General features: G+C 42.5%; 23 protein-coding genes and 2 pseudogenes. 18 read left to right on the forward strand and 7 right to left on the reverse strand.

Annotated features, from left to right (window positions below; all coding sequences use genetic code 11):
• Positions 1 to 48: 48 nt before the first annotated feature.
• From HMPREF9009_RS19375 to HMPREF9009_RS19395, 5 genes are all read right to left on the reverse strand, one after another.
• Positions 49 to 1,620: a sodium:solute symporter gene (locus HMPREF9009_RS19375; protein WP_049703034.1), complete on the reverse strand. Its 1,572-nt coding sequence runs from the start codon at positions 1,618 to 1,620 to the stop codon at positions 49 to 51.
• A 132-nt stretch (positions 1,621 to 1,752) separates the two neighbouring features.
• Entirely contained in the window at positions 1,753 to 3,558 is a 1,806-nt protein-coding gene (locus HMPREF9009_RS19380; RefSeq protein WP_049703035.1) for a corrinoid protein, read from the reverse strand.
• Positions 3,559 to 3,636: 78 nt separating this feature from the next.
• Positions 3,637 to 5,925, reverse strand: a complete 2,289-nt coding sequence (locus HMPREF9009_RS19385; RefSeq protein ID WP_049703036.1) for a glycoside hydrolase family 31 protein — start codon at positions 5,923 to 5,925, stop codon at positions 3,637 to 3,639.
• Between the two features lie 152 nt (positions 5,926 to 6,077).
• Positions 6,078 to 7,937: a right-handed parallel beta-helix repeat-containing protein gene (locus tag HMPREF9009_RS19390; RefSeq protein WP_049703037.1), complete on the reverse strand. Its 1,860-nt coding sequence runs from the start codon at positions 7,935 to 7,937 to the stop codon at positions 6,078 to 6,080.
• 111 nt (positions 7,938 to 8,048) lie between these two features.
• On the reverse strand, positions 8,049 to 8,528 hold the full coding sequence (locus HMPREF9009_RS19395; RefSeq protein WP_049703038.1) for a DUF456 domain-containing protein: 480 nt from the start codon (positions 8,526 to 8,528) through the stop codon (positions 8,049 to 8,051).
• Positions 8,529 to 8,776: 248 nt separating this feature from the next.
• On the opposite strand from HMPREF9009_RS19395, the gene HMPREF9009_RS19405 reads away from it, so the two are divergent.
• From HMPREF9009_RS19405 to HMPREF9009_RS19475, 17 genes are all read left to right on the forward strand, one after another.
• Positions 8,777 to 10,534, forward strand: coding sequence for an AAA family ATPase (locus HMPREF9009_RS19405; protein ID WP_049703388.1), 1,758 nt, complete (start codon positions 8,777 to 8,779; stop codon positions 10,532 to 10,534).
• A 171-nt stretch (positions 10,535 to 10,705) separates the two neighbouring features.
• The gene (locus HMPREF9009_RS19410) at positions 10,706 to 11,143 is read left to right on the forward strand and encodes a DUF6078 family protein (protein WP_049703040.1); all 438 of its coding nucleotides are present in this window, start codon (positions 10,706 to 10,708) and stop codon (positions 11,141 to 11,143) included.
• Between the two features lie 354 nt (positions 11,144 to 11,497).
• Positions 11,498 to 12,166 (forward strand): SMI1/KNR4 family protein, encoded by a 669-nt coding sequence (locus HMPREF9009_RS19415; protein ID WP_015531590.1) that lies wholly within the window; start codon positions 11,498 to 11,500, stop codon positions 12,164 to 12,166.
• Between the two features lie 72 nt (positions 12,167 to 12,238).
• Complete coding sequence (locus HMPREF9009_RS19420) at positions 12,239 to 12,895, forward strand: hypothetical protein (protein WP_049703041.1); 657 nt, start codon at positions 12,239 to 12,241, stop codon at positions 12,893 to 12,895.
• 139 nt (positions 12,896 to 13,034) lie between these two features.
• Positions 13,035 to 13,439, forward strand: coding sequence for an SMI1/KNR4 family protein (locus HMPREF9009_RS19425; protein WP_225449825.1), 405 nt, complete (start codon positions 13,035 to 13,037; stop codon positions 13,437 to 13,439).
• A gap of 238 nt (positions 13,440 to 13,677) precedes the next feature.
• Positions 13,678 to 13,959, forward strand: a complete 282-nt coding sequence (locus HMPREF9009_RS19430) for a tetratricopeptide repeat protein (RefSeq protein ID WP_004297420.1) — start codon at positions 13,678 to 13,680, stop codon at positions 13,957 to 13,959.
• 54 nt (positions 13,960 to 14,013) lie between these two features.
• Positions 14,014 to 14,241, forward strand: coding sequence for a 4Fe-4S dicluster domain-containing protein (locus HMPREF9009_RS19435; RefSeq protein WP_004297419.1), 228 nt, complete (start codon positions 14,014 to 14,016; stop codon positions 14,239 to 14,241).
• Between the two features lie 11 nt (positions 14,242 to 14,252).
• Complete coding sequence (locus tag HMPREF9009_RS19440) at positions 14,253 to 15,335, forward strand: 3-methyl-2-oxobutanoate dehydrogenase subunit VorB (RefSeq protein WP_004297418.1); 1,083 nt, start codon at positions 14,253 to 14,255, stop codon at positions 15,333 to 15,335.
• A 7-nt stretch (positions 15,336 to 15,342) separates the two neighbouring features.
• Positions 15,343 to 15,516: a hypothetical protein gene (locus HMPREF9009_RS25860; protein WP_004297417.1), complete on the forward strand. Its 174-nt coding sequence runs from the start codon at positions 15,343 to 15,345 to the stop codon at positions 15,514 to 15,516.
• A gap of 12 nt (positions 15,517 to 15,528) precedes the next feature.
• Complete coding sequence (locus HMPREF9009_RS19445; RefSeq protein ID WP_049703043.1) at positions 15,529 to 16,293, forward strand: thiamine pyrophosphate-dependent enzyme; 765 nt, start codon at positions 15,529 to 15,531, stop codon at positions 16,291 to 16,293.
• A 20-nt stretch (positions 16,294 to 16,313) separates the two neighbouring features.
• Complete coding sequence (locus HMPREF9009_RS19450) at positions 16,314 to 16,856, forward strand: 2-oxoacid:acceptor oxidoreductase family protein (RefSeq protein WP_004297415.1); 543 nt, start codon at positions 16,314 to 16,316, stop codon at positions 16,854 to 16,856.
• Positions 16,857 to 16,977: 121 nt separating this feature from the next.
• Entirely contained in the window at positions 16,978 to 19,029 is a 2,052-nt protein-coding gene (locus HMPREF9009_RS19455) for a putative porin (RefSeq protein ID WP_049703044.1), read from the forward strand.
• A gap of 17 nt (positions 19,030 to 19,046) precedes the next feature.
• Complete coding sequence (locus HMPREF9009_RS19460; protein WP_008774894.1) at positions 19,047 to 19,886, forward strand: transporter substrate-binding domain-containing protein; 840 nt, start codon at positions 19,047 to 19,049, stop codon at positions 19,884 to 19,886.
• A 159-nt stretch (positions 19,887 to 20,045) separates the two neighbouring features.
• A complete protein-coding gene (locus HMPREF9009_RS25425) occupies positions 20,046 to 20,318 on the forward strand; it encodes a hypothetical protein (protein ID WP_083444216.1) in 273 nt (90 codons plus the stop codon).
• An 80-nt stretch (positions 20,319 to 20,398) separates the two neighbouring features.
• A complete protein-coding gene (locus HMPREF9009_RS19465) occupies positions 20,399 to 21,385 on the forward strand; it encodes a Gfo/Idh/MocA family protein (RefSeq protein WP_004325616.1) in 987 nt (328 codons plus the stop codon).
• A gap of 155 nt (positions 21,386 to 21,540) precedes the next feature.
• Complete coding sequence (locus tag HMPREF9009_RS19470) at positions 21,541 to 22,011, forward strand: nucleoside deaminase (RefSeq protein WP_004314961.1); 471 nt, start codon at positions 21,541 to 21,543, stop codon at positions 22,009 to 22,011.
• A 39-nt stretch (positions 22,012 to 22,050) separates the two neighbouring features.
• A complete protein-coding gene (locus HMPREF9009_RS19475) occupies positions 22,051 to 22,860 on the forward strand; it encodes a fimbrillin family protein (protein WP_049703045.1) in 810 nt (269 codons plus the stop codon).
• A gap of 119 nt (positions 22,861 to 22,979) precedes the next feature.
• On the opposite strand, the pseudogene HMPREF9009_RS19480 reads toward HMPREF9009_RS19475, so the two are convergent.
• Positions 22,980 to 23,822: pseudogene (locus HMPREF9009_RS19480) on the reverse strand (outer membrane protein transport protein); the annotation flags it as partial.
• A 120-nt stretch (positions 23,823 to 23,942) separates the two neighbouring features.
• Between HMPREF9009_RS19480 and HMPREF9009_RS19485 the strand changes: the two are divergent.
• Positions 23,943 to 25,037, forward strand: a complete 1,095-nt coding sequence (locus HMPREF9009_RS19485) for an IS4 family transposase (RefSeq protein WP_232313561.1) — start codon at positions 23,943 to 23,945, stop codon at positions 25,035 to 25,037.
• On the opposite strand, the pseudogene HMPREF9009_RS19490 reads toward HMPREF9009_RS19485, so the two are convergent.
• Positions 25,038 to 25,877, reverse strand: a pseudogene (locus tag HMPREF9009_RS19490) (TonB-dependent receptor); the annotation flags it as partial.
• Positions 25,878 to 25,888 lie beyond the last annotated feature (11 nt).

Below are 25,888 nucleotides of genomic sequence, written 5' to 3' on the forward strand. Positions count from 1 at the left end.
TTAGATAATAATCTCTGCGTCCTCTGCGTCCTCTGTGGTGAATAAAAACTAGTGGCCATTGAAGAAGATGTAAAGCCCAATCATGGTCACAATAAGTAATCCCCATAGAATAAGAACAATTCGTGCAGGTTTGTCCTCTATCTTTTCCATATTCAAGATGCCCAATTGCGGAGACTTATCCCACAGGCTGACTACTATCATGCCTATTCCGATGATAACGAATAAGTAGAAGGAAAGCAGCATAAAATGAGGCCATGCATCATATTGTTCTGCCGGAAACACCCATAAATACAAGATTCCTACTCCGATACTGAACACTGTTCCCAATGTTAGAGCCATATTAGCTGCCAGAGTAGTGGTGCGTTTCCAGAACACGCCAAAGAGAAATACAGCTGCCATCGGAGGAGCTATAAATCCCAGTACAGACTGGAAAACATTAAATAGATTCAGTCCTTTGATGCTGTCGATCGCTATGGTTATTATCACAGAAATCAGTGCACCGACTACCGTAACCACTTGTCCCACCCTGATAATCTCTTTCTGCTTGGCCTGCGGTCGGATTTTCTTCACATAGATATCCATCGTGAATACCGTACTTAATGCATTCAATGCAGAGCCGACAGTACTTACCAATGCTGCTGTCAATAGAGCCAATACCAAGCCGACCATTCCTGTCGGGAACAGATGAGTCACCATTGTCATATAAGCCTCATCGGGATTCTCCAATTGTGGGAATAAAGCGAGGCAGATAATGCCGGGAAGAATGTAAAGAGGTACATCTAATATTTTCAACCATCCGGTAAAGTTGGTTCCCATCTGTCCTTCTTTGAGATTCTTGGCAGCAAGAACCGGTTGCACCATCGACTGATCCGTACACCAGAACCAAACTCCCATAATAGGATAACCCAGGATAATAGGTAGCCAGGGAAAAGCCGGGTCATCATTTGGATAGAAAAGATTCCAGTAATCCGCCGGAACGGCATCCACCAGTGCTCCTACACCACCCACTTTATAGATTCCCATGATAGCCAGTGTGGCTGATACTACAATCAACAGTATCATTTGATATACATTCGTGTAGGCCACAGCTTTCAGTCCGCCGAGCATCGTGAAGAAAGCGGAGATGACAAGTAACAGCAATGCCGATTGCCACATAGGAATATCGAAGACCTGACGGATCAGGACTCCACCGGCAAATAAAGTCAATGCAAGCCATGAAATAAGAATGGTAATAATGGTATACCAGGCAAGGATGTTACGGGTAGATTGTCCGAAACGTTTTCCCATAAATTCGGGCAATGTCGTGATGCGACTACCCAAATATCGGGGAGCAAAGACAAAAGCAAGCAGACATATAAAGACAAATGCATACCAGGCATAATTCCCCGAAACAATACCAGTAGTAAATCCGGCACTTGCGGAAGCTATCAACATGGAAGGTCCGACATTCGTCCCCCACATGGAGAAGCCGATATGATACCATCTCAACGAATTCTCCGCAAGGAAAAGACTACTCCCCTTTTTTCGTTTAGAACTTGCCCATATACCAATAGCTATCAAAATAAGGAAGTAGGCAATCAGAATACTCCAATCTAATGTCTCTAAGAATTTCACATGCATAATTCAAGTATTAAATAAGTAACGTAAGTTTAAATCTAATTTTCTTTAGGCAAAGATTACATGGATTTCACGGTTTTAATAGGCTATGTAATTAAAAGCCGTGTTTATCCGTGTAATCCGTGCCTTTTTATTCTATTTTTTATTTCCAATCAGTTCTTTGGCAACTGCTACGGCTGTATTCGCATTATCACTATATCCGTCCGCACCGATTTCGTCAGCAAACCCCTGACTGACGGGTGCTCCGCCAATCATCACTTTCACTTGATTACGAATACCGGCCTCTTCTAATGCCTGGATAACCTCTTTCATATACGTCATGGTAGTAGTCAGCAATGCGCTCATGCACAAGATGTCAGCATGGTTTTCCTTCACAGCTTCCACAAACTTGTCACAAGTCACATCAATACCAATATTAATGACTTCAAAGCCACAACCCTCCAGCATGGAAGCCACCAGGTTTTTACCAATATCATGGAGATCTCCTTTCACTGTACCGATGACAATCTTACCGATTGTAGTGGAAGCAGTTCCTGCCAATAAAGGTTTCAGTAGCTCCAAAGCCCCTTTCATGGCACGTCCTGCCATCAACAGTTGAGGAACAAAAGCTTTTCCATCCTGGAAACGTTGTCCCACTTCGCCCATTGCTTTAATCATATAATTATTGATAATCATTTGGGGAGATACTCCTTCCGCAATGGCTTGCCGGGTGATTTCAACCGCAGGTTCCAGTTTCCCGGCAACAATGGCTTCATACAGAGGTTTCAGTTTATCCTCTTCCTGGTGTTGTTCTTCCCGTATACAAATACGTTCCTGTCCGGTAGCTGCCAAGTCGGCATCCTGTTGATGTTCATTGGTATTTACAGCGGTAGAAGAACCGGTATATTCTTCGACAATCCGCATGGCCTGTTCCACTTCCTTTTCGTTATGGAAATCCATTTCCAAATGTACACCGTCCGCGCCGATATGATCCAATAGAGGTTTTAGTTCGTCTAATGTCACCCAGCAAGCCATCACGCTCTTTCCTCCTGCCAGAATCTTCTTATACAGATCGTACCATTTGGGAGATCCTCCTTGTGGTTCGCCCACTCCGGGAGTCCATTGAATCGCATTCAATTCTTCAATTTCAAGCAAGGCAGGCAGGTGATGCATGGCTCCCACTCCATCCAGATGATAAAGGGTATAATCAATCTTCTGACATTGTTCACGAATAAAAGGTTGCACGAACCGGCGATAATCATCCTGACTAATCATGGTTGAAATATCACTTTGCAGTTTACTCATCTTTCCGGGAGCCCAGGACGAGAAATAACAGAAAGCCATCTCGTCGCCTTCACGGATGATGTCGTATAGTTCATCAAATACTTTGAAGTAGATGTCGTTGATTTGCTGCATCTGTTGTTCCAAGATTTCGGGCTGCATCACTGTGTCCAATAATACCCTATCCGTTCCTTTCAGTGCGGCCAGGACATCCAGTCCTTCCATCAGGTCGGGCATACCGACAAAGTAGTGTCCGTTGGCTTTCGCTTTACAGGCTTTCAGGAGTTCTTTATGAAGAATCCAGTTCGGGTGTTCGGGGTTAAAGACTATTTCATCGGTGAAATCCGGGTTGGGATGAATCCAAATGGTATCTTCCCCACCTTCAAACACTCCGCCTAAGATGGCGACCAGTGAGCCGGGGCCCAGTTGGGTATTCGCAACCGGAAGAATATCCGCTTTCAGACTGCTGTGCGCTACGTACCAGTCCAGATATTCAGCTCTCCATTGAGGGTCGAACCACTTTTGCGACAAATCTTTTGCCGGTGCGGGAGGTGTTATCTCTGCATGTGGTTGCACTCCTTCCTGGAAGTGCTCCCACATATTGAGAATGATTCCTTTATGGTTCCACCAATTTATATAACGTTGTTTTGTTTCTTCTAAATTACTCTTCCATGTTTTCATACTATACTAAATTAATTAATTTTCTACCACAATCTATCATAGTCCACCACAGATTACACAGATTAACACAGATATGATTTATCTCCCCTTATCATCTGTGTCAATCTGTGTAATCTGTGGTGAACTATTCCAAAATCCTTTATAATCATTATCTATGCGTAAAGCCATGCTCTTGCTTAAATCCATTTCATCCGTACAGTCCACGTCTTCCGAATAGATGGGTATCACGGCATTTGCACGCACATATACGGGCATTTCTTCCAACGGAACATACACGTCTCTCAACCAGCATGCTCCTTCCAAATGTTCTCCCGTAAAGAAGTTCACCCATTTTCCTTCGGGAAGATAGATATCCCGACGGTTTTCGCTGTTCATCACCGGAGCTACCAGGAAATCATTGCCGAAATAGTATTCATCATCTATATGCCAACAAAGTTTATCTTCCGGATGATGCAGAATGAGTGCCTGCAAGAGCGGATAGCCGCTTTCTATGGCTAGTTTACTTTGTTCTACGATGTATGGAATGAGCGAATAACGCAATTTCCACCACTTTTTCACCAACGGAGCTATGGCCGGATAGTGCCAGGGTTCACGCTTATTGGTTCCGTGATAACGGATATGCGATGTGAATACGCCAAATTGGGTCCAACGCATGTACACATCATCTGCTACTACCGAGTTCATAAAATTGGGCAATGTATGGAAGCCGGGAACATCATGACTCCAAAAAGCAAATCCCGACAGACCGAAATGCAGACCACCTTTCAGAGAACCTGCCATTCCATCCCAAGAGCTACAGGAATCGCCTCCCCAATGCAAAGGATAACGCTGGCATCCCGCCCATGCGGAACGTGCCCAGACAATACCGTCACCTGTCACTTCTTTCGTAATTTCGTAAGCAGCCTTTTGATAAAGCAGGGCATACAGGTTGTTCAACAATTCCGGCTTCATACCTTTATAGAAGGCGTCCATGTGAATGTTTTCACCGAAATCGGTTTTGATACAGGTTACTCCCATATCCAGGAGTTGTTTCAATAGTCCTTTGTACCATTCGGTTGCTTTCGGATAAGTAAAGTCGATTGTTCCGGCATAATCCAGGGCGGAGAAGTTGGAACCATCGGTCGCTTGTTGTTTGGTCAATGGGGCTATATAATCATTGGCTCTGGCTTCATCAATCTGCTCTGCATTTTCCGCAACGTATGGAAGTTGCCATAAAGAGACACGATAGCCGTTCTTTTTCAACCGCCCGATGAATCCTTTCGGATCGGGGAACCGTTCTTCATTGAATTTCCATTCGCAGAGCCAATCGGTACGGAACCAGCCCGTATCCAGATGAATTACATCACAGGGATAGTGTTCGGCACGCATGCGGTCGCATATTTCGTCTACTTCATCGGCACTGAAATAAGTCATACGGCTCATCCAAACGCCAAAACTCCAAAGAGGAGGCATAGACGGATAGCCGGTCAGGTCACGATAACCGCGAAGAATATCTTCCATCGTATCACCGCCTATTACAAATACATCCAGCAATGCCTGGTCGCTTAGAAACTGTACGGAACGAGTGGAATGTCCGGCCAGCGAGAGCTTGCTATGAGCACATGTATGGTAGAATGTTCCATACATGCGGCTGGATAGATAGAAGGGGATATTCTTATAAGTACGCCGGTTATTGACTCCTTGCCCGTCCTGGTTTTTCAGGAAGAAAGTCTGTCCGCTTAAGTCCATTTTAAAGAAACGTTCTCCGGTTCCGGCAAAACATTCATCGGGCTTACATTCAAAAGAAAGCGTTGCACGTTCTTTCCGACCGTCGCGTTTGCAAAAGGCAACAGGTAACGCATCGTAGCGGGGAGGCGAAAAATGGTCATAGGCTGACAAGCGGATTTCACGCTTTCCGTCAGGGTATAAAGTGATGTCAAGCGTTTCTTGAGGGTCGGGAAGCAATTCGCTCCATCGGTCTAATAGAGGCTCTTCCACATTGATAACGGCACGCTTCGTTCCGTCTTCCGTCGAAAGAATCCATTTTCCTTTTTGTTCTTTTATAAACAGGGGCACTTTCTGAATCCGGTCACTGAATTGCAGCATTTCCGACTCATCTGTCAGTACATAATCGCCGAAGCCAAGAAACAGACGGGTGATGCCGATGTTATACTGACGGATGATTAACGTATATTCCTCCTGGGGAACATCGGTATCCGCCATCATATCGTTAGCCAGCTTTTGCTTCTGAAAGGGAACTGTTACGTAAATATCTCCTTCCTTTTCATAAACAGCCGTTGGCTTGTATGCTTTCCAAAGCGACTCATTCCTTGATAACTCGGTATCGAAATCAAGGAAATCAAATAAATGGTAGTTCGTTGGTTTCATCTATTTTATTGATTAAATATCGTTTATTGATTACTATAATTATCAGATTAGTTGGAATAATTACCATACTAGTCTAGTTCTAATGATTATTACACTAGTTTATTGATTGCTATACTAGTACATTGATGACTATGTTAATCCATTGATTTGTTTCAATCTTGCTTTATTCTTCCAGCTTTGTATTTAATACTGTCCGCCACTTGAGGCCCGTTATTCTTCCACACGTTCTTTTTCCCGGGGCGGTTCGAATCAAAACGTTCAGTGGGACACCAGTTGTTTTCCATTGTATATCCGTCCGTAGCTTCATCCAGATAGATATAAAAAGCCCGGTCATTCGTAGCGTAGGGGGCTTCGATTAAATGTTCGATCCGGTTATTTCGCATGACGGAACCCGGCTGGTTGGAAAGAGTATACAGACCGCCTGCATCGTATAGCCGACGGGCAAAGTGATGTACATAGTTTGCTTCTATCCGGTTGTTGCACATTCCGCTCTCCAGCGATGTCCATCCCCAGCCTACACAAATCCCTGAATAGTTCAGATGGCAGACTTCATTATGAGAAATATCCATGTTTCTGACATATCCGGCGCCGATACCTACACATCCCCAGTCTTCATTAGTCACATTACTGATGAAATTGTTTCTGATAGTAATATGGGAACATAATTCCCGTACGTCAGCAGGAATAAAAGGGATGTGCGTCTCAAATCCTCCGTCCGGAAATGCGCCAACCAGTAAAGCCGTTCCTCCAATATCCGTAAATTGACAATCTTCGACGCTCGATGCTGTGACTGCCCATTCATAATCCAGTCCGGTGGATGATAAATGACGAAACGTGCAATGCTTGAAATCAATATGTTCGGCACCTCTTACACGTATCGCTGTTTCGGGACGGGTGATCCAGGCTTGGTTCTCCAGTTCCGCTTTTTCCGGAAGCCCCGGTTCTTGTAGTTTATAGGCATCCAATAAAGGAAATCCCCCTTGCAAGGTGACGTGTCCCTGATAAGAAGGACGCATCCAGGAGGTATGCGCAAAAGTAATTCCGTTAAATTGTATATGTTTTACCGGACGGGACAATGTACCGTCTATGGTCACTAAAGTTTCCAAAGCAGGGATAATCACTTCAGCTGTTTCCATATTTTCGTCCGCCTGCGGATAATAGTAAATCGTGCCGGAAGGATATTCCTGAAACCATTCACCGGGTTGGTCCAGCAATTCCAGTGCATTGGTCAGACAAAAGGAAGAATTTCCTTTCTCTCCTCCGATGACGGGTTGCGGCCAGGGATGCGCAAACTCCAAGTGACTTTCGGGTTCATGGAAGCGAACTACAGCTTGTCCGTCTTTCACGTCTATACTTTTCACGCGCAAAATAGCAATCGCCCAGCGTTGATGGACAATCATTTCCAGTTGGCCGGCATTTTGTAGTCTTTTCGGATTTACACTTTGAGAAACGGGGATCGTTATTGTCTGCTCTTCCGGATTGAAGTCAATCATTCGTTCCAATCCTCCGTCAGGAAATTGCGCAGCTCTTTGAACTTTATGACCGTTCACCCACATTTGCCGGGTTTCTACTCTTCTATTTCCTATTAGGGGAGCCTCTGCCGACCATATCTTCTGCCTTAGCTTTTCAGGAATTGCCGGATGATTGCATCCACGCTTCCACCCCGTAACAGCAACTCCACCACTAATTACAGGGTGAGCACCATCTACTGCACAAATCACCGTTGGAGAATCGGGTGTCCCACTATCTTCTGGACGAAGAAACAGAGAATTGCGCTGGGCATAAACACCCTCTTCCAAACGAATATAAATTCCTCCGGCTACTTCCGGCCGATTCAGTCTACGCCATTCACGAGCCTGCTTGATTGCCCGGTTTAATGTATAAAACGGAGCTTCCTTTGTCCCGGGATTCTTATCATTCCCCTGCAGGGATACATAAATTTCTCCCGCAAAAAGCGAGGGAAACCACCCCAAGAAAATGATAAAAGAAAGATAAATAAAAGTCTTTTTCATGGTACTACCTCAATGTGCTACTTCAATAAAGACGAACACACATCGATTTAGTACTCTATGTAAAGGCAATAGATAGGTTATTCTTACGAATGTTTTACAACATCAAATAGGTTACCGAATAAGACCTATGATAAATTGATAGCAAAAATAACCGCAGACAACGAACTTCAGTAAAGTTCCGAATATAAATCCGAGTAAAGAGCCCACACCTGATTTGAGTGCCTGCGAGAACTCTTTATTTCCTAATAGTTCACCAATCACCGCCCCTAGAAACGGACCGAGAATAATGCCCCAAGGCAAGAAAAGAAGACCGACAAGAGTTCCTATGATACATCCCCAATTACCCCATTTACTACCGCCACTATATTTACTTCCCAGCATCGGAGTGAAATAATCCAATACCTGCAAAACAGCTACAATCAATAGCCATACGATTAATTGTGTCGTAGAATATTGTACCTTATCTGTGAAGTGCAGAATGACCAACCCCACATAAGCAATAGGAGGACCAGGAAGAAACGGCAGAATACAACCTGCTAACCCGGCTATCATACAAAGGGCACCAATTACGATCAAAATAATGTCCAACATAATCTGTTTTTTAGTTCTGCACAAAAATACAGTATCTTTCAGTAAATACAAGCTAACCTCGAGAATTATTTCCGCCCCTTCACTGCTGTTTCAGAAGAGTTTTGCCAAGGCTGCAATTCTTAGTGTGAATGAGTTTTTCCAATACTTTTTTGAGGATGCCTCGTACCCAACAAGAACTTTTACTATCTTTGTGTCGTTAACGCTAAAGAAGCAAGTTGTTAAATAAGAAATCAGCAGGAGGACATGAAATGGATCCAATGGAATATATAGTACCCAACAGAAAGCGTTTACCTTACGGTATGATGAACTTCGCAGTCATCCGCCGCGAAGACTATTATTATGTAGACAAAACCCGCTTCATTCCTATGATAGAGCAGGCAGACCGGTTCTTTTTCTTCATCCGTCCTCGCCGCTTCGGCAAAAGCCTCACGCTGAACGTACTGCAACACTACTACGATGTGCGTACCCGCGATAAGTTCGACGACTTATTTGGCGACCTCTACATCGGGAAGCATCCCACAGCAAACCGCAACAGCTATCTGGTGCTTTACCTCAACTTTTCAGGCATCACCAGCGAACTGAACGATTATCGAAAAGGACTGGATGCACATTGCCAAATTCGCTTCGACTTCTTCTGTGAAGTCTATTCCGACCTCCTGCCACAAGGTATCAGAGAACGATTGGACGAAAAGGACGGGGCTGTCAACCAACTGGACTATTTGGTTTCGGAGTGCGAACGTGCCGGACAGAAAATGTATCTCTTCATCGACGAATACGACCACTTCACCAACGCCATCCTTTCCGATGCGGAAAGCTTGCACCGCTACACTGATGAAACGCATGGCGAAGGTTATCTACGTGCTTTCTTCAATAAGGTGAAAGCAGGAACTTATTCCAGCATAGAACGTTGTTTCATCACCGGCGTAAGCCCCGTAACGATGGATGACCTGACGAGTGGCTTCAACATCGGCACGAACTACTCACTTACCCCCCAATTTAACCAAATGATGGGATTCACCGAAGAAGAAGTGCGCGAAATGCTGACTTACTATTCAACCAACAGCCCTTTCCGCCATACTGTTGACGAACTGATGGAAATAATGAAACCGTGGTACGACAATTATTGCTTCGCGCAGGATTGTTACGGTGAAACTACCATGTACAACTCCAACATGGTGCTCTATTTCGTGAAGAATTACATAGATAACGGCAAAGCACCACGAGAAATGATAGAAGATAATATACGTATCGACTATGAAAAGCTGCGTATGCTCATTCGAAAGGATAAGGAGTTTGCACACGATGCTTCCGTCATTCAGACTTTAGTGAGTCAAGGTTATATCACTGGCGAACTGAAGAAAGGTTTCCCTGCCGTCAACATCACCAATCCGGACAATTTTATAAGCCTGCTCTACTATTTCGGAATGTTGACCATTAGCGGAATAGATAAAGGCAAGACCAAACTGACCATTCCGAACCTGGTGGTTCAAGAGCAGCTCTACACTTATTTGCTGAATACCTACAACGACGCAGACTTGAATTTCAGCAGCTACGAAAAGAGCGAACTTTCAAGCCAGCTCGCCTATGATGGCAATTGGCAAGCCTATTTCGGTTACATTGCCGACTGCCTAAAACGTTATGCATCCCAGCGTGACAAGCAAAAGGGCGAATTCTTCGTTCACGGCTTCACCTTGGCCATGACTGCGCAAAACCGCTTCTACCGTCCTATCTCCGAGCAAGATACACAAGCGGGTTACGTCGATATTTTCCTCTGTCCCATGTTGGACATATATTCTGACATGAAGCACAGCTACATCGTTGAGTTGAAATACGCCAAATATCGCGATTCCGAAAACCGTGTGGAAGAATTGCGTCAAGAAGCCATCGCCCAAGCCAACCGCTATGCCGACACGGACACGGTGAAGCAAGCTATTGGCTCCACGCAACTACACAAGATTGTAGTGGTATATAAAGGTATGGAAATGCGGGTATGCGAAGAGTTATAATGAACAATCTCTTCACCCTTCACTTTTCCTTGTATTATCCTATCTATTAGCAATTTATAGGTGAAGGGTGTTCCCTTCACCCATCCTTTCACGTTTTTTCTTTTTCAAACTGTACCTTTCCACAATAAAAGCACTACCTTTGTCAATTATGTATGTAATATACAATATAAAATGAACGACAATAAATCAAAAAACAAAACAGTCCCTTTCAACTACGCCCGCTGCTACAACGAGCAATGTCCGAAAGCTTGTAACTGCCTGCGTCGGGTGGCTGCACTTCTCACTACCGCTGACACGTCCTACATCAGCATCGTAAACCCAATGTGTATTCCGGCCACCGGCATTGACTGTCCCCACTTCCAAAACGCAGAAAAGATACATGTGGCATGGGGTATCAGCCACCTGCTGGACAACGTACCTTATAAGGACGGAACAAATATCAAGCAACAACTGATTGGACATTTCGGAAAAACGCTTTACTATCGCTTTTATCGCGAAGAACGCTTCCTAAGCCCCGCAGATCAAAACTATATCCGCCAACTTTTTCACCGGAAAGGTATCACCGAAGAACCGGTCTTTGACAGTTACACGGATGAGTATAATTGGTAAAGCCGCGTTCTAACCAGTTTCCAGCCTGCTGAAACTTTTTGTTTCAAGCGCTAGAAACTAAAAGTTTCAAAGGGTGAAACGATTCGTTTCACACCGAGAAACAAACTGTTTCACTACGGGAAACCATTCGTTTCAAGGTATGAAACAAAAAATGGAACTAGTTAATGAAAGCAGAAGAAGTATCAGTGAAGGATATATCGTCTAAAAGTTATATGTAATACAAGTGTTATTGGTGAATTTTCAGAATGTATGTGAAAGATCAGAATAAAGAGTTGAAGTGTACAGCGTAAAATTCTCCAATATTGTAATCAAATAGACAAGAACGGAGTGAAAAAATATTTAGAAAAAATAAATATGGAAGAAGTAATAAGAAAATATGTAGATGAATGTTGGGGCTTTGTGCAAGAACACAGAGAATATCTTATGTATGTCCCTTCTTATGAAGAACACATAGAGCCTGAAATGCAGGACACATTTGATAATATTATACCACAAGGGAAATCGGTTAAGATATATGTCACTCAACCGGAACATACTAATTATATGGTGGACATTATTACGGAAAAAGACCATGTATGGAAAGCGATAGATAATCAAATTTCAGACGAGGATATTTCCAAATTAGAAAGTAAATTAAATGTTATTCTTCCGCTTTCATATAAGATCTACTTGAAATACAAACACTTTTATGAAATATTTTGGGATTTAGATGTTCGTCTATATCCAAAGCCCATTCATTCATGGAATAAAATCTTAATTGAAAATAATGAGGAACTGCAAGAAGAAATTCTTAACAAAGGGTATTTTGCAATAGGTCGATATTCTGATTATGGCGTGATAGCTCTTAAATTGACAGATGATGAGAATAAAGAAGGTGAAATCCTTCTCTTTGATTACGAAACGCCTGAAACAGAAGTATTAGCACCCAACTTTATAGAATTTCTTAATCAGATATTACAAAATCCTAAACCTGTTCTTCAAGAATTAAAAGGTTGGGAGAAAAAAATGTATAAAATGGAATGATGCTACTAACAAGCACCTGTACCACATAAACGGCAGCAAGCCGCAAACCATTACCGATAGTGCAATAATAAAATGAAAAAGAATGATTTTATAAATAATCAACTGCTATCAATGGGCTATTTGCCATTGCCATACAATAAAGACCGCAATAAAGTCTTTTATAAAGAAATGGATAATGGCTTAATAGTCTGTGTAGGTATTGAGTCTTCTTCTTTGTATCAAGACAGAAGAAAAACTGTTTCATTTTATACAGCATTGTCATATACATGGGCGATGTATTCACCTATATTATTGCCACAGGATTGTTACTTACGAATAGGTGAAATATTGGGTAAGAATGATTTGTGGCTTCAAACTACCACAAAAGAAGAAAAAGATTTTATGTGCCAATCGATACAGCAAGCGGCAAGAATCTGCGAAAAGCAAAGTAAAATCATATTGCACTATATCTTAAAAGAAAATCAATATGTGGAGTATAAAGAATATATATGCAGATTGAACTGCATAATAGATTTTGTTAAAAAGCAGGGAATCACCAGTAATGCAGATATAAGTATCATTTATGAAGTGATTAAACCAGTATTAAAAAGAATAGGTGTACCGCTTTCCAAGCATACTACAAAACTATATGCAGTGGATGCCATGAATTGCATCCACTGCTCTTCGGACATAAATAAGCAACAAAGAAAAATAATAGCAAGCGAAATAATATCAGTAACAAACGGGTAAATTGTCCTAAAAGAAATGATCCGTCTGAGATTAACATTTATCAAAATAAAAAAATAAACGAGGAAACAGCAGTTAGCTGAAACACATTAACAGTAGTACAACAAAATCAATATGGAAGTAATAGAAAGTAAATGGTATAATAAAGAATGGTGCAAATACAGCGTCTATTGAAGACGTAGAAAAACTTCTAAATACAACCTTGCCCTATCAGTACAAAAGATTTCTGTTATGGAGCAATGGTGGCGAGGGTAAATTAGGAGATAACTACATCTATATATGGGCTATTGAAGATATTGTTGCTTACAATAATGACTATGGAATACACAAATATCTTCAAAAAGAGTATTTAGCATTTGGCATGGATGGTGATATTGGATATATTTTCCACCTGCCAAACAATAGTATATATAGGGTAGATTTAGGAGATTTAGATATAGCTTCTATTAAGTATATAGCACCCTCTTTTGACGACTTTTTAGGCAAGGCTATTTATCTTAATTTCGATAAGCCACAGAATATTGTTGACAATAGTTCAACCATATAAAGTGATTAGACATGGATATAAATAATGAATAAACTACAACTCCAAAAACAATAATAACTCCTGATTCATATCGTTTTTTGATTAATAAAGTTACGGATATGTCAAGAAAAAGGCAAATTCCACCTCTACTATACAATATGCAATAAACTCAAAACGTTGCAAATTTCCGTCCTCATTTGCCCTGTTTACATAAATAAAAACTATCTTTGCGTTTCAGAATCCCGAAAGACGAAAAGAAATGGAGCAAATAGACAACCTAAAAGAGCTTATCAATCAGGGGGATGTGGACACAGCGATTAAGCAATTGGACCAGCTTCTCCAGGACAGTTCTGTCGAAAAAGAGAAAGATACTCTTTACTATTTACGGGGAAATGCCTACCGAAAGAAAGGAGATTGGAAGCAGGCACTGGACAACTACCAGTATGCCATCGAGATCAATCCGGACAGTCCTGCCGTTCAGGCCAGGAAGATGGTAATAGATATCCTCAACTTCTACCACAAGGATATGTTCAATCAATAAAAGAGATGTATAATCAATAACCGTACTCAAAGATAACGTAATAAAATAAAGATTATGGCAAAAATCAAAGGAGCAATCGTAGTCGACACGGAGCGTTGCAAAGGATGCAACCTGTGTGTAGTGGCGTGTCCGCTCGATGTAATCGCCCTCAATAAAGAGGTAAACATGAAAGGCTATAACTATGCCTGGCAAGTGAAGGAAGATACCTGTAACGGATGCAGCTCGTGTGCAACGGTTTGTCCGGACGGATGTATTTCAGTGTATAAAGTAAAAGTAGAATAAAAGAAAAGAATATGGCAGAAGAAGTTGTATTAATGAAAGGAAACGAAGCCATCGCCCACGCAGCTATCCGTTGCGGTGCCGACGGTTACTTCGGTTATCCTATTACTCCCCAATCGGAAGTGTTGGAAACGCTTGCCGAACTGAAACCGTGGGAAACAACCGGCATGGTAGTACTCCAGGCGGAAAGTGAAGTGGCAGCTATCAATATGGTATATGGAGGTGCAGGTAGCGGAAAGAAGGTAATGACCTCCTCTTCAAGTCCGGGTGTGAGCTTGAAACAAGAAGGAATCTCTTATTTGGCCGGTGCCGAACTTCCTTGTCTGATTGTGAATGTAATGCGTGGCGGTCCCGGATTGGGAACTATCCAACCCAGCCAGGCTGACTACTTCCAGACAGTGAAAGGTGGTGGTCATGGAGACTACAAACTGATTGCCCTCGCTCCGGCATCCGTACAGGAAATGGCGGATTTCGTAGCATTAGGATTCGAACTGGCCTTCAAATACCGTAATCCGGCTATTATCCTTGCCGACGGTGTGATCGGTCAGATGATGGAAAAGGTTGTTCTTCCTGCACAAAAGCCACGCCGCACGGAAGCAGAAGTAATTGAACAATGTCCATGGGCTGCTACCGGAAAAGCAAAAGACCGCAAACCGAATATTATCACTTCCCTTGAATTGAAACCGGAAGCAATGGAAATCAACAACCTCCGTTTTCAAGCTAAATATCGTGAAATTGAAGAAAATGAAGTACGCTTCGAAGAGATCAACTGCGAAGATGCAGAGTATTTGATTATCGCTTTCGGTTCAATGGCACGTATTGGCCAGAAAGCAATGGAACTAGCTCGTGAAAAAGGAATTAAAGTAGGTATCCTTCGCCCGATTACACTGTGGCCGTTCCCAACCAAAGCGATTGCTGCATACGCTGATAAAGTAAAAGGTATGCTCGTTACGGAACTAAATGCCGGACAGATGATTGAAGATGTCCGTCTCGCTGTTAACGGTAAAGTAAAGGTAGAACATTTCGGACGTCTAGGTGGCATCGTTCCCGATCCGGATGAAATTGTAACTGCCTTGAAAGAAAAAATAATCAAATAACGAAACAATGAATCCCGATAAAATAAGAAACGTACTGAACATCCTATTTATGATATTGGCTGTTGCAGCCATCATCACCTACTTTGTAGCAAAAGATGATTTCAAAATGTTTATCTACGTATGCGGCGCGGCAATCTTTGTCAAGCTGATGGAGTTTTTTATACGGTTCACCAACAGATAAGGAGATGAAGTTATGACTAAAGAAGAAATAATCAAACCCGAGAATCTGGTTTACAAAAAACCGACTCTGATGAACGATAACGCCATGCACTACTGCCCGGGTTGCAGTCACGGTGTGGTACACAAACTCATTGCCGAAGTCATTGAGGAAATGAGTATGGAAGATAAAACTGTAGGAATCTCTCCGGTGGGATGTGCAGTGTTTGCCTACAACTATCTCGATATTGACTGGCAGGAAGCAGCACACGGACGTGCTCCTGCTGTGGCGACTGCTGTGAAACGCCTGTGGCCGGACCGTCTTGTTTTCACTTATCAGGGCGACGGTGACTTGGCTTGCATCGGTACAGCCGAAACAATCCACGCTTTGAACCGTGGTGAAAATATCACGATTATCTTTATCAATAATGCGATCTATGGTATGACAGGCGGCCAGATGGCTCCGACTACACTAGTAGGCATGAAGAGTTCGACTTGTCCTTATGGACGTGACGTTGAACTTCACGGTTACCCATTGAAGATTACTGAAATCGCAGCCCAACTGGAAGGAACTGCTTACGTAACCCGTCAGTCCGTACAATCCGTACCGGCTATCCGCAAGGCTAAGAAGGCAATCCGCAAGGCTTTTGAGAACTCCATGAACGGTAAAGGTTCCAACCTGGTAGAAATCGTTTCCACTTGTAGTTCAGGCTGGAAGATGACTCCGGAGAAGGCGAACAAATGGATGGAAGAACACATGTTCCCATTCTATCCGCTGGGTGATTTAAAAGATAAAGAATAACGCTAAAAGTCAACAGAACAATGAAAGAAGAAATAATTATAGCAGGATTCGGTGGACAAGGCGTATTGTCTATGGGTAAGATTCTGGCATATTCCGGTTTGATGGAAGGCAAAGAAGTGACCTGGATGCCCGCTTATGGTCCCGAACAACGAGGTGGAACAGCCAACGTTACAGTTATTGTAAGCGATGACAAAATTTCCTCACCGATTCTTAGTAAATACGACGCTGCCATCATTCTGAATCAGCCTTCACTCGAAAAGTTTGAAAGCAAAGTGAAACCCGGTGGTATCCTGATTTATGACGGTTACGGAATTATCAACCCTCCTACCCGTAAGGATATTAAGGTATATCGTATCGACGCAATGGATGCAGCTAACGAGATGAACAATGCCAAAGCATTCAACATGATCGTACTTGGCGGATTATTGAAGCTTCGCCCCATCGTAACGTTGGAGAATGTTATCAAAGGACTTAAGAAAACCCTGCCGGAACGCCACCATCACCTGATTCCTATGAACGAGGAAGCTATCAAGAAAGGTATGGAGTTAATCCGTGAGGTTTAATTAACAGATAATGTACAATGGATAATTGATAATTATTAGCTACGTATAGTACGTATGCAACATAATTTTCAATTATCCATTATCATTAAATCAATTAAAGTAAGTATCTTTGCCTCCAATTATGAGACGAATCTTACTATTATATATAATCTTTTCCGTTATAGGTTTGACAACTGTCCATGCACAGTTCGATAATGGTCGCCAGAGAGTGGACGAGAACGGATACGACCAATACGGTAACCAGGTGGACCCTGCCATGATTCCGGACAGACTGGATAGTGCAAATGTAGAAGTACAGGGGTTACCTCCGAAATTATATATGTGGCGTATTAATAATCAGTTGGGCGACCGGACTATCATCCCGGCGGATACTGCTTATCACCACTTCCAGAATTCAAATCTTACCGAAGGACTTACCGGACATTATAATTATCTGGCCAATATGGGTTCTCCCCGTATGTCACGCATCTTCTTTGAACGTCGTGATCCGGAACCGACTATCTTTATGGAGCCTTTCTCCAGTTTCTTTATTCGTCCTACGGAGTTCAATTTCACCAATAGTAACGTACCTTATACCAATCTGACGTATCATAAAGCCGGTAATAAAATAAACGGAGAAGAACGTTTTAAGTCTTATTTCTCTGTCAATGTAAACAAGAAGCTGGCTTTCGGTTTTAACATAGATTACTTGTACGGACGAGGATATTATAATAACCAAAATACGGCTTATTTCAATGCGGCAATTTTCGGTAGTTATATCGGCGACCGCTATCAGATGCAAGCTATCTACAGCAACAATTATCTCAAAACAAATGAAAACGGAGGTATTGAGGACGACCGATACATCACTGCGCCTGAAGAGATGGCACAAGGGCAAAGAGAATATGAATCAACCAATATCCCGACTGTATTAAGTGCAACGACCAACCGTAATCATGACTTTTATGTATTCCTGACCCAACGTTACAATCTGGGATTCAGCCGCGACATACCGCAGGCCGAAAATGATACGACTCCAGCCAAACAAGAATTTGTGCCGGTCACTAGTTTTATACATACCATTCAGGTAGAGCGTGCACGTCATAGTTTCAACTCTGATGATGACATGCGTGAAAAAAACTATTATCAAAACACCTATTTGGAACCGGATAATCCGATTGCCAGAGACAGTACTACCTATATGGGTATCAAGAATACCATAGGTATTGCTCTACTCGAAGGATTCAATAAATATGCCAAAGCGGGTCTGACAGCATTCGCTTCCTATAAAATCAGCAAGTATACTCTTATGAATATGGAGGGGAATCCATTGCCCGACAAATACAATGAAAATGAAATATTTGTTGGAGGCGAATTATCCAAACGTGAAGGAAATGTACTTCATTACCATGCCATTGGTGAAGTGGGACTCGCCGGAAAAGCAATCGGACAATTCAATGTGAAAGGAGATATCGACCTTAACTTTCCGTTATGGAAAGACACTGTGAGCCTTATAGCCCGTGGTGAAGTCAGCAATAAGCTTGCGCCTTTCTATATGCGTCATTATCATTCCAAACACTTCATGTGGGACAATGATATGGACAAAGAATTTCGTACCCGTATTGAAGGAGAATTAAGCATTGCACGTTGGAGAACACGTTTGAAAGCAGGAGTTGAAAACATAAAGAATTACACTTATTTCAACCAACAAGCAATGCCGGAACAGAAAAGCGGAAGTATACAGGTGTTGTCAGCAAGTCTTAATCAGGACTTCAAGCTGGGAATCTTCCATTTAGATAATGAAGTAACCTGGCAAAAGTCCAGCGACCAGACCGTATTGCCTTTGCCTGATCTTTCGCTGTATCACAATTTCTATATGCAGTTCAAGCTGGCAAAGAAAGTGCTTAGTGTACAATTGGGTGCCGACGTGCGTTATTTCAGTAAATACAATGCACCCGCTTATATGCCGGCTATCCAAAACTTCTATTTGCAACCGGAAAATGACCAGGTAGAGATAGGAGGTTATCCGATCGTGAATGTATACGCAAACTTACACCTAAAGCGTACACGTTTCTATGTAATGATGTATCACGTGAATCAAGGTATGAGCAGCCCGAATTACTTCTTGTCTCCTCACTACCCTATCAACCCGCGTGTACTGAAATTCGGTCTTTCATGGAATTTCTATGATTAACAAAATCTATACGGCTTATGGTAACACGCCCCAAATTGAGACTGGCCAGATATTTAGTGCCCGTAATCATTGTATTGGCAATCATCTTTTCTATCCGCCAATGCGGTAATCAGGAAAAGCCGTCAGGACACCCACGTGATTATGCAGCCATTGCCAAAGAAGGTATATTGCGTGTAGCGACTGAATATAACTCGATCAGTTTCTACGTGGACGGCGATACCGTTTCCGGTTTCCATTACGAACTGATACAGGCTTTTGCCCATGACAAGGGATTAAAGACCGAAATAACACCCCTGATGAGTTTCGAAGAACGGCTGGAAGGATTAAGTGAAGGACGTTACGATGTAATTGCCTGCGGTATATTAGCCACCAGCGAACTGAAAGATTCTCTGCTCCTCACCTCTCCCATCACGCTCAACAAGCAAGTGCTCGTGCAACGGAAAGAAAACGGAGAAAACGACTCACTCTATATCCGTAGCCAACTGGACTTGGCTGGGCGGACACTTCACGTAGTAAAAGGCTCTCCCTCCATCCTGCGTATCCAAAACCTGGGAAATGAAATTGGCGATACCATTTATATCAAAGAAATAGAGAAATACGGTTCCGAACAATTAATCTCAATGGTAGCTCATGGAGATATCGACTATGCCGTTTGTGACGAAAGCATCGCACGCGCGGCTGCCGATTCCATCCCGCAGATAGATATAAATACAGCCATCAGCTTTACACAATTCTACTCATGGGCAGTCAGCAAACAATCACCAGCTTTACTCGATAGTTTGAATGCATGGCTGGATAAATTCCAAAAGGAGAAAGAATACCAGAAGATTTATAAAAAGTACTATGATAAAGAATAACCTTATCATTTTACAGATCAGAAGAAAACAATCAAAAACAGAATGTAAGATAGATATATTCATGTCTATTTCCAGAAATAAACTCCCAAAGACTTGACTTTCGCTTTCGAATGTCGTATCTTTACAGAGTTAATGATAAAGTAGTTTCAATTAAACTACATGCAAAGGAGGGAATCGCGATTCTCTCCTTTCTTTTTATCCAGCCGGGAAAAACCTCTCCCCGCCCCGGCTTTTCCTTGCGCTTTGCCCGGTGGTTATGGTCCTTCAGCCGGAGGATCAGCAGTGTTCACCTTGCTTCTTACCGAAATGAAGTATATATCCGCCTCAAACAGACGTTCTGTTTGCCTGAAACAGAGCCTCTGTTCCGATAAAACAGAGCTTCTGTTGAAACAAAACACAATGTCTGTTTTCCAACTGTCCCCGCTAAGTTAATAATCAATAAAGTTGCTCTTGACAAAAAATAGCTTTATCTTTGGGGTTTGTTAGAACAGACACAATAGGTATATTATATTATGAGTGAAAAGATTATCAAATGGGGCTTCATTGGTTGCGGAGAAGTAACCAAGACGAAAAGCGGTCCCGCTTTCCAGAAAGTAGAACATTCGGAAGTCGTAGCCGTGATGAGTCGTGACGGCGCGAAAGCGAAAGCGTATGCCAAAGAGAGAGGAATCAAGAAATGGTATGACGATGCACAGGAGCTGATAGATGATCCGGAAGTAAACGCTGTCTATATCGCCACTCCTCCTTCTTCACACGCTACGTATGCCATTATGTCCATGAAAGCGGGTAAACCGGCCTATATTGAGAAACCAATGGCGGTGACGTATGAAGAATGTACCCGAATCAACCGCATATCCAATGAAACGGGGGTTCCCTGTTTCGTAGCATACTACCGACGTTATCTTCCCTATTTCCAGAAAGTAAAGGAATTAGTAGAGAACGGGACGATCGGCAACGTTATCAATGTACAGATTCGTTTTGCCCAGCCGCCACGCGATCTGGATTACAATCGTGATAATCTTCCCTGGCGTGTGCAGGCTGATATTGCCGGCGGCGGCTACTTCTACGACCTTGCTCCGCATCAGATTGATTTGTTGCAGGATATGTTCGGTTGCATCCTCGAAGCAAGCGGTTACAAGAGTAATCGCGGCGGACTTTATCCTGCCGAAGATACATTAAGCGCCTGTTTCCAATTTGACAACGGACTGGTGGGTAGTGGTTCCTGGTGCTTCGTAGCCCATGATTCTGCCCGCGAAGACCGCATAGAGATTATCGGTGACAAAGGAATGATTTGCTTCTCTGTCTTTACTTACGAACCTATCGGACTACATACCGAGAAAGGACGGGAAGAAATCTGTATCGGTAACCCGGAACACGTGCAACAGCCTCTTATCCAAGCAGTAGTAGACCACTTATTGGGTAAGTCGGTTTGCTCTTGCGACGGCGAAAGCGCAACGTTGACTAACTGGGTAATGGACAAGATCTTAGGTAAGCTATAACCCTAAAAAAAGCAAAAAAAAGTTCCTTCTTTTTCCGGATTCTGCCAGTATTGTTAAGAAATTAATAGGGACATTCCATTGTATATTGTTAGTTTTTTCTATCTTTGTAGAAAGAAGCAAAGAAAAAATGAAACTAACAATATATTTTTTGTGCCATGACTAAAGAAGCTTTAATGAGAAAAGCGATCGAGCTTTCAAAAGAAAATGTTGAAAATGGTGGAGGTCCTTTCGGTGCTGTGATTGCCACGAAAGACGGAGAAATAGTTGCAACAGGAGTTAATCGTGTCACTGCATCTTGTGACCCTACGGCTCACGCCGAGGTAAGCGCCATACGTGCCGCAGCTGCCAAACTCGGAACATTTGATCTTAGCGGATACGAAATCTATACTTCCTGCGAACCTTGCCCCATGTGCCTAGGTGCTATTTATTGGGCACGCCTGGATAAGATGTACTATGGAAACAACAAGACCGATGCCAAAAACATCGGCTTCGACGACTCTTTTATCTATGACGAACTGCAACTGAAACCTGAAGACAGAAAGCTGCCTTCCGAAATCCTACTACATAATGAAGCCCTTACTGCCTTCAAAGCCTGGGTGGCCAAAGAAGACAGAGTAGAATATTAGAAAACCTCTCACTATTATTAACCTATTAATTACCCTCAAATGAAAAGAAAAAGCCTTTTATTTGTTATGGCATCAGTATGCCTGTTCAGTTGTCAACAGCAAGAAGAACTGCAAGATCCCAGTAATGGAGTGATCGACTTTTCTACTTCTATTGACCAAAGTATCAACAATGCTCTTACTCGTAACAGCAGTAGTCTGACACTTCCGTTAAAGAGCAACTTCGCTGCCGGAGATGTTATCTCCATGTCCGTTGCCGAGCAAGATTATCATCCGTTTGCCATAGGCATGGATAGCCAGACTTGGAACGAGGCGGGCACCGATTCGGAAACGGTTACTTTCTATGCTCATTATCCTGAATTGACCGACGAAGCTGCTACTACCAGATCATTGAGCAGCCGCTATCGTGAAATCAAGGGTGGCTTAGAATATTTGTTCGGTACAGCCCAAGCCAACAAAGGTTCTAAGAGCGTTGCTCTTGCATTTAAGAGAATGACAACGCCCGTCGTTCTGCTTGACGAGAACAACCAGCCGTACGAAGGTAGAGCAATCGTTAAACTGTTCTTGAAGAACAAAGGTGTGCAAGACCTGTTCAGCGGTAAAATCGAAGCTGACCCCAATGCAAAACCGGAATACATTGATATCCGGAAAGTATCTGAAGGTATCTTGACTAACTTGATTCCACAGCTCATCAAAGCCGGCGAGAAAATAGGAACGGTTATCCTGGAGGACGGTAAAGAAGAACCTATCATCGCAGAGGAGGACATTACCATAGAAGCCGGAACTCCTGTTGCGGTAAAAATGTACGCAAGACGCGGAATCATTGACGAACGAACTCCACTATTCAGATAAGACTAAAGAATAAAAAGTGATACTAATAAAAATCCCCGGAACCGCTGTAGACACTCAGCATTCCAGGGATTTTTTACACACAAAAGTTATTATTGAAATTGAAAACTGTCTTTTTTAGGTTAGAAACGCATACCTACGGTAAATAACACTTGACTACGTGTATTCGTAACTTTCGTTGCTTCCGGTGAACCAATGACTGTATTACCATCTTCATCTGTAAATCCATTCACAAACGGATAGAAATTTTCTTTATATGTAGAGTATTTATAAGCCAAATCAGCATAAAACATTGATCCGCGATAACCAATACCCAATGTATAATTACTCATTGATTTAGAATTGGCAAAGTCTGTATCTGTCTGAATAGAGTTAATAGCCAAATCTTTGAAAGCATCTTGATGGAAAGCCGCAGTACTATAATTATATCCTGCCCTAAAAGCAAACTGTGGAATCACCTTATACTCTAGACCAAGACGGACTGTACTAACCCCTTTCAACATAGACGTCGTACTATTCTCAAATTCATAAGCAGAAGAATTACCTTCAGTATCTTTAAACTTCATGGAAGAATAATCTTGATACTCATACTCTGCTCCTAAAGCCAAGCTCTTGCCTACCGTATATCCCAAACTTACATTATAAGTCCAAGGAGTCTGAAAATCGAAAGGAAGAATCATATCCCCTTTTCCCGGAAGATTATCCCATGATCTCACGTCATATCCTTTTATTTCTCCAGTTACAACATCCATCACATCCGATATAACTTGTGCACTCGTTTTATAATCCAAACTATAGAATATTGGCGTATGTATAGCTAATCCAACCCGAAAAGGCGAATATTCAAAAGGACGAATAATAGCCCCCAACTTCACGTCAAAGCCAGACCCCTTTATTCTATTCCAACTCTGCAAATTATATCCTTCATCGTTTCCATAATCCTCATCATAAAAAGTATACTTATTCTTAGTATATGACAAAATTTAAAAATAATTGTTGTAATCTACTGATTATTAGATAATTACTATTGCAAAAGACCTTAAAAATTCGTAACTTTAAGGTATGTTAACTCTCACATTAACACCATGTTACGAACTTCTAAGGTCCACTACAAAAGTAGTGAATTATATCCGATATTGCACGAACATTTTGGTAAAAGTATGAATCTGGCACGAATCAAGGCTCTCAGCATGATGTTATGCGCCCTCTGCAAGGTGCAGCGGGTTACGTATTCCAAGCTGGCCTCCGCCTTTGATAGCAATGCGGCATCTGAATCTTCCCTGCGGAGAATCCAGCGACTCATTGCCCAATGCGAGATTAGTACCGACCTCATAGCAAAACTCATATTAAAGCTGATTCCGGTACAGGGCCCGTACAACCTTACGCTGGACAGGACGAACTGGAAGTTCAGCAATACCAACATAAACATCCTTACCCTGGGCATCATCTACGACGGAATGGCTTTTCCTATCGTATTCAAAATGATGGACAAGCGGGGTAACTCCAATACCCAGGAGAGGATTGAACTTGTAGACCGGTTCATTCGTCTTGCCGGAGAAAACTCCATCAACCACCTGATGGCTGACCGTGAGTTCATTGGAAGCGAATGGCTGGGCTATTTGAACGCAAGAGGCATTCACTACCATATCAGGATACGAGAGAACTTCCGTGTGTATCGGCATGGTCAGGAAACACGGGCCCACTGGCTGTTCAACGAACTGAAACTGGGTGAAAGCAAACATCTTGACGGTATCTACTACGTTAATGGACAGGCCTGTTACCTGTCTGGCTCTAAAATCAAGGACAAGGAGGGTGCACCCGAATTGCAGATCCTTGTCTCGTACTGTAATGCAGAGGAAGCATTTGAGATGTACAAACTGAGGTGGCAGGTGGAGACGATGTTCAAGGGCATGAAATCAAGTGGCTTCGATATCGAAGGCTCCCATGTCCGTGACCATTCCCGTATGTCCAATCTCTTTGCCATCATCATGATTGCGTATGTCTGGTGCTACCTCGTAGGAATCTATATCAACGAATACATCAAACCGATAACGGTGCTGAAGCACAAGCGGAGGGCTGTAAGTCTATTCAAGTACGGACTGGACTACATCTTCCAGTCCCTTGTCAACCACACAAACCGCTACCGAATCGATGTCTTCAAATTTTTGTCATATACTTAGATACTTATTATAATCTACAGAATAAGCACCCAGCGTCAACCCCAAATATACCCGATCATTAAAATTAAATGATACATTAAAATCATATTGATCAATTCCACCGCGTTCTTCCGAGCGAAAATTTGCATATCCATTGTCCGGCATTCCTTCAAAATGTCCAGGAGAGATATAAAGAGGATTACCATTTATATCCTTATACTGTACCTCCTCCCCTTTTTCATCCTTATAGGTATAAGGAATATTGTTTACCCCTCCTGTTTTGTCATGTATTGTTATATCCCTAATCAGTCCAGCATCAGCTCCAAGAATAGAAAGCCACCCAATACCATTATCCGTATAAGGCGAATCTCCCCATTTTTCAATGCCAGCTGCTTGAGATGCCATTAGATAGGTTTGGGAGTAAAGCCCCAAATTACCTTCCATACGCATGTTGTTATTAAATGATTTCGCTTTATGATAGTTAAAACCGAAATTCACAAAACGCAGCGGAGTTTCATTACCAATCTTCGAAGAAAATACAAACCCGATGTTATTAAAATCTCCTTTAGTTAAATCGGAATTAAACTTTTTCCCCAAATACTGGCTTTCATTCCCATAAAGAGAAAGCCCAAATGAAGTCATTATATCATTACTGCGATAAAGGCCAATACCTGCCGGATTAGTCCCCATCGTAGATATGTCTCCTCCAAGAGCTCCCATAGCTCCACCCATACCCACAAATCGAGCTGTGCCATTCAAATCTTTTCCTGTTAGTTTGGCACCGTCATATATCGTTTGTGCCATTCCCCAAGGCGCTATCATTAGCATCCCCAGAACAATTAAAACACTTATCTTTTTCATTCCTGTCAAAA

Origin of the sequence: Bacteroides sp. 3_1_13, from assembly GCF_001185845.1 — a bacterium.
In the GTDB taxonomy this organism is placed as follows: Bacteria; Bacteroidota; Bacteroidia; order Bacteroidales; family Bacteroidaceae; genus Bacteroides; species Bacteroides xylanisolvens.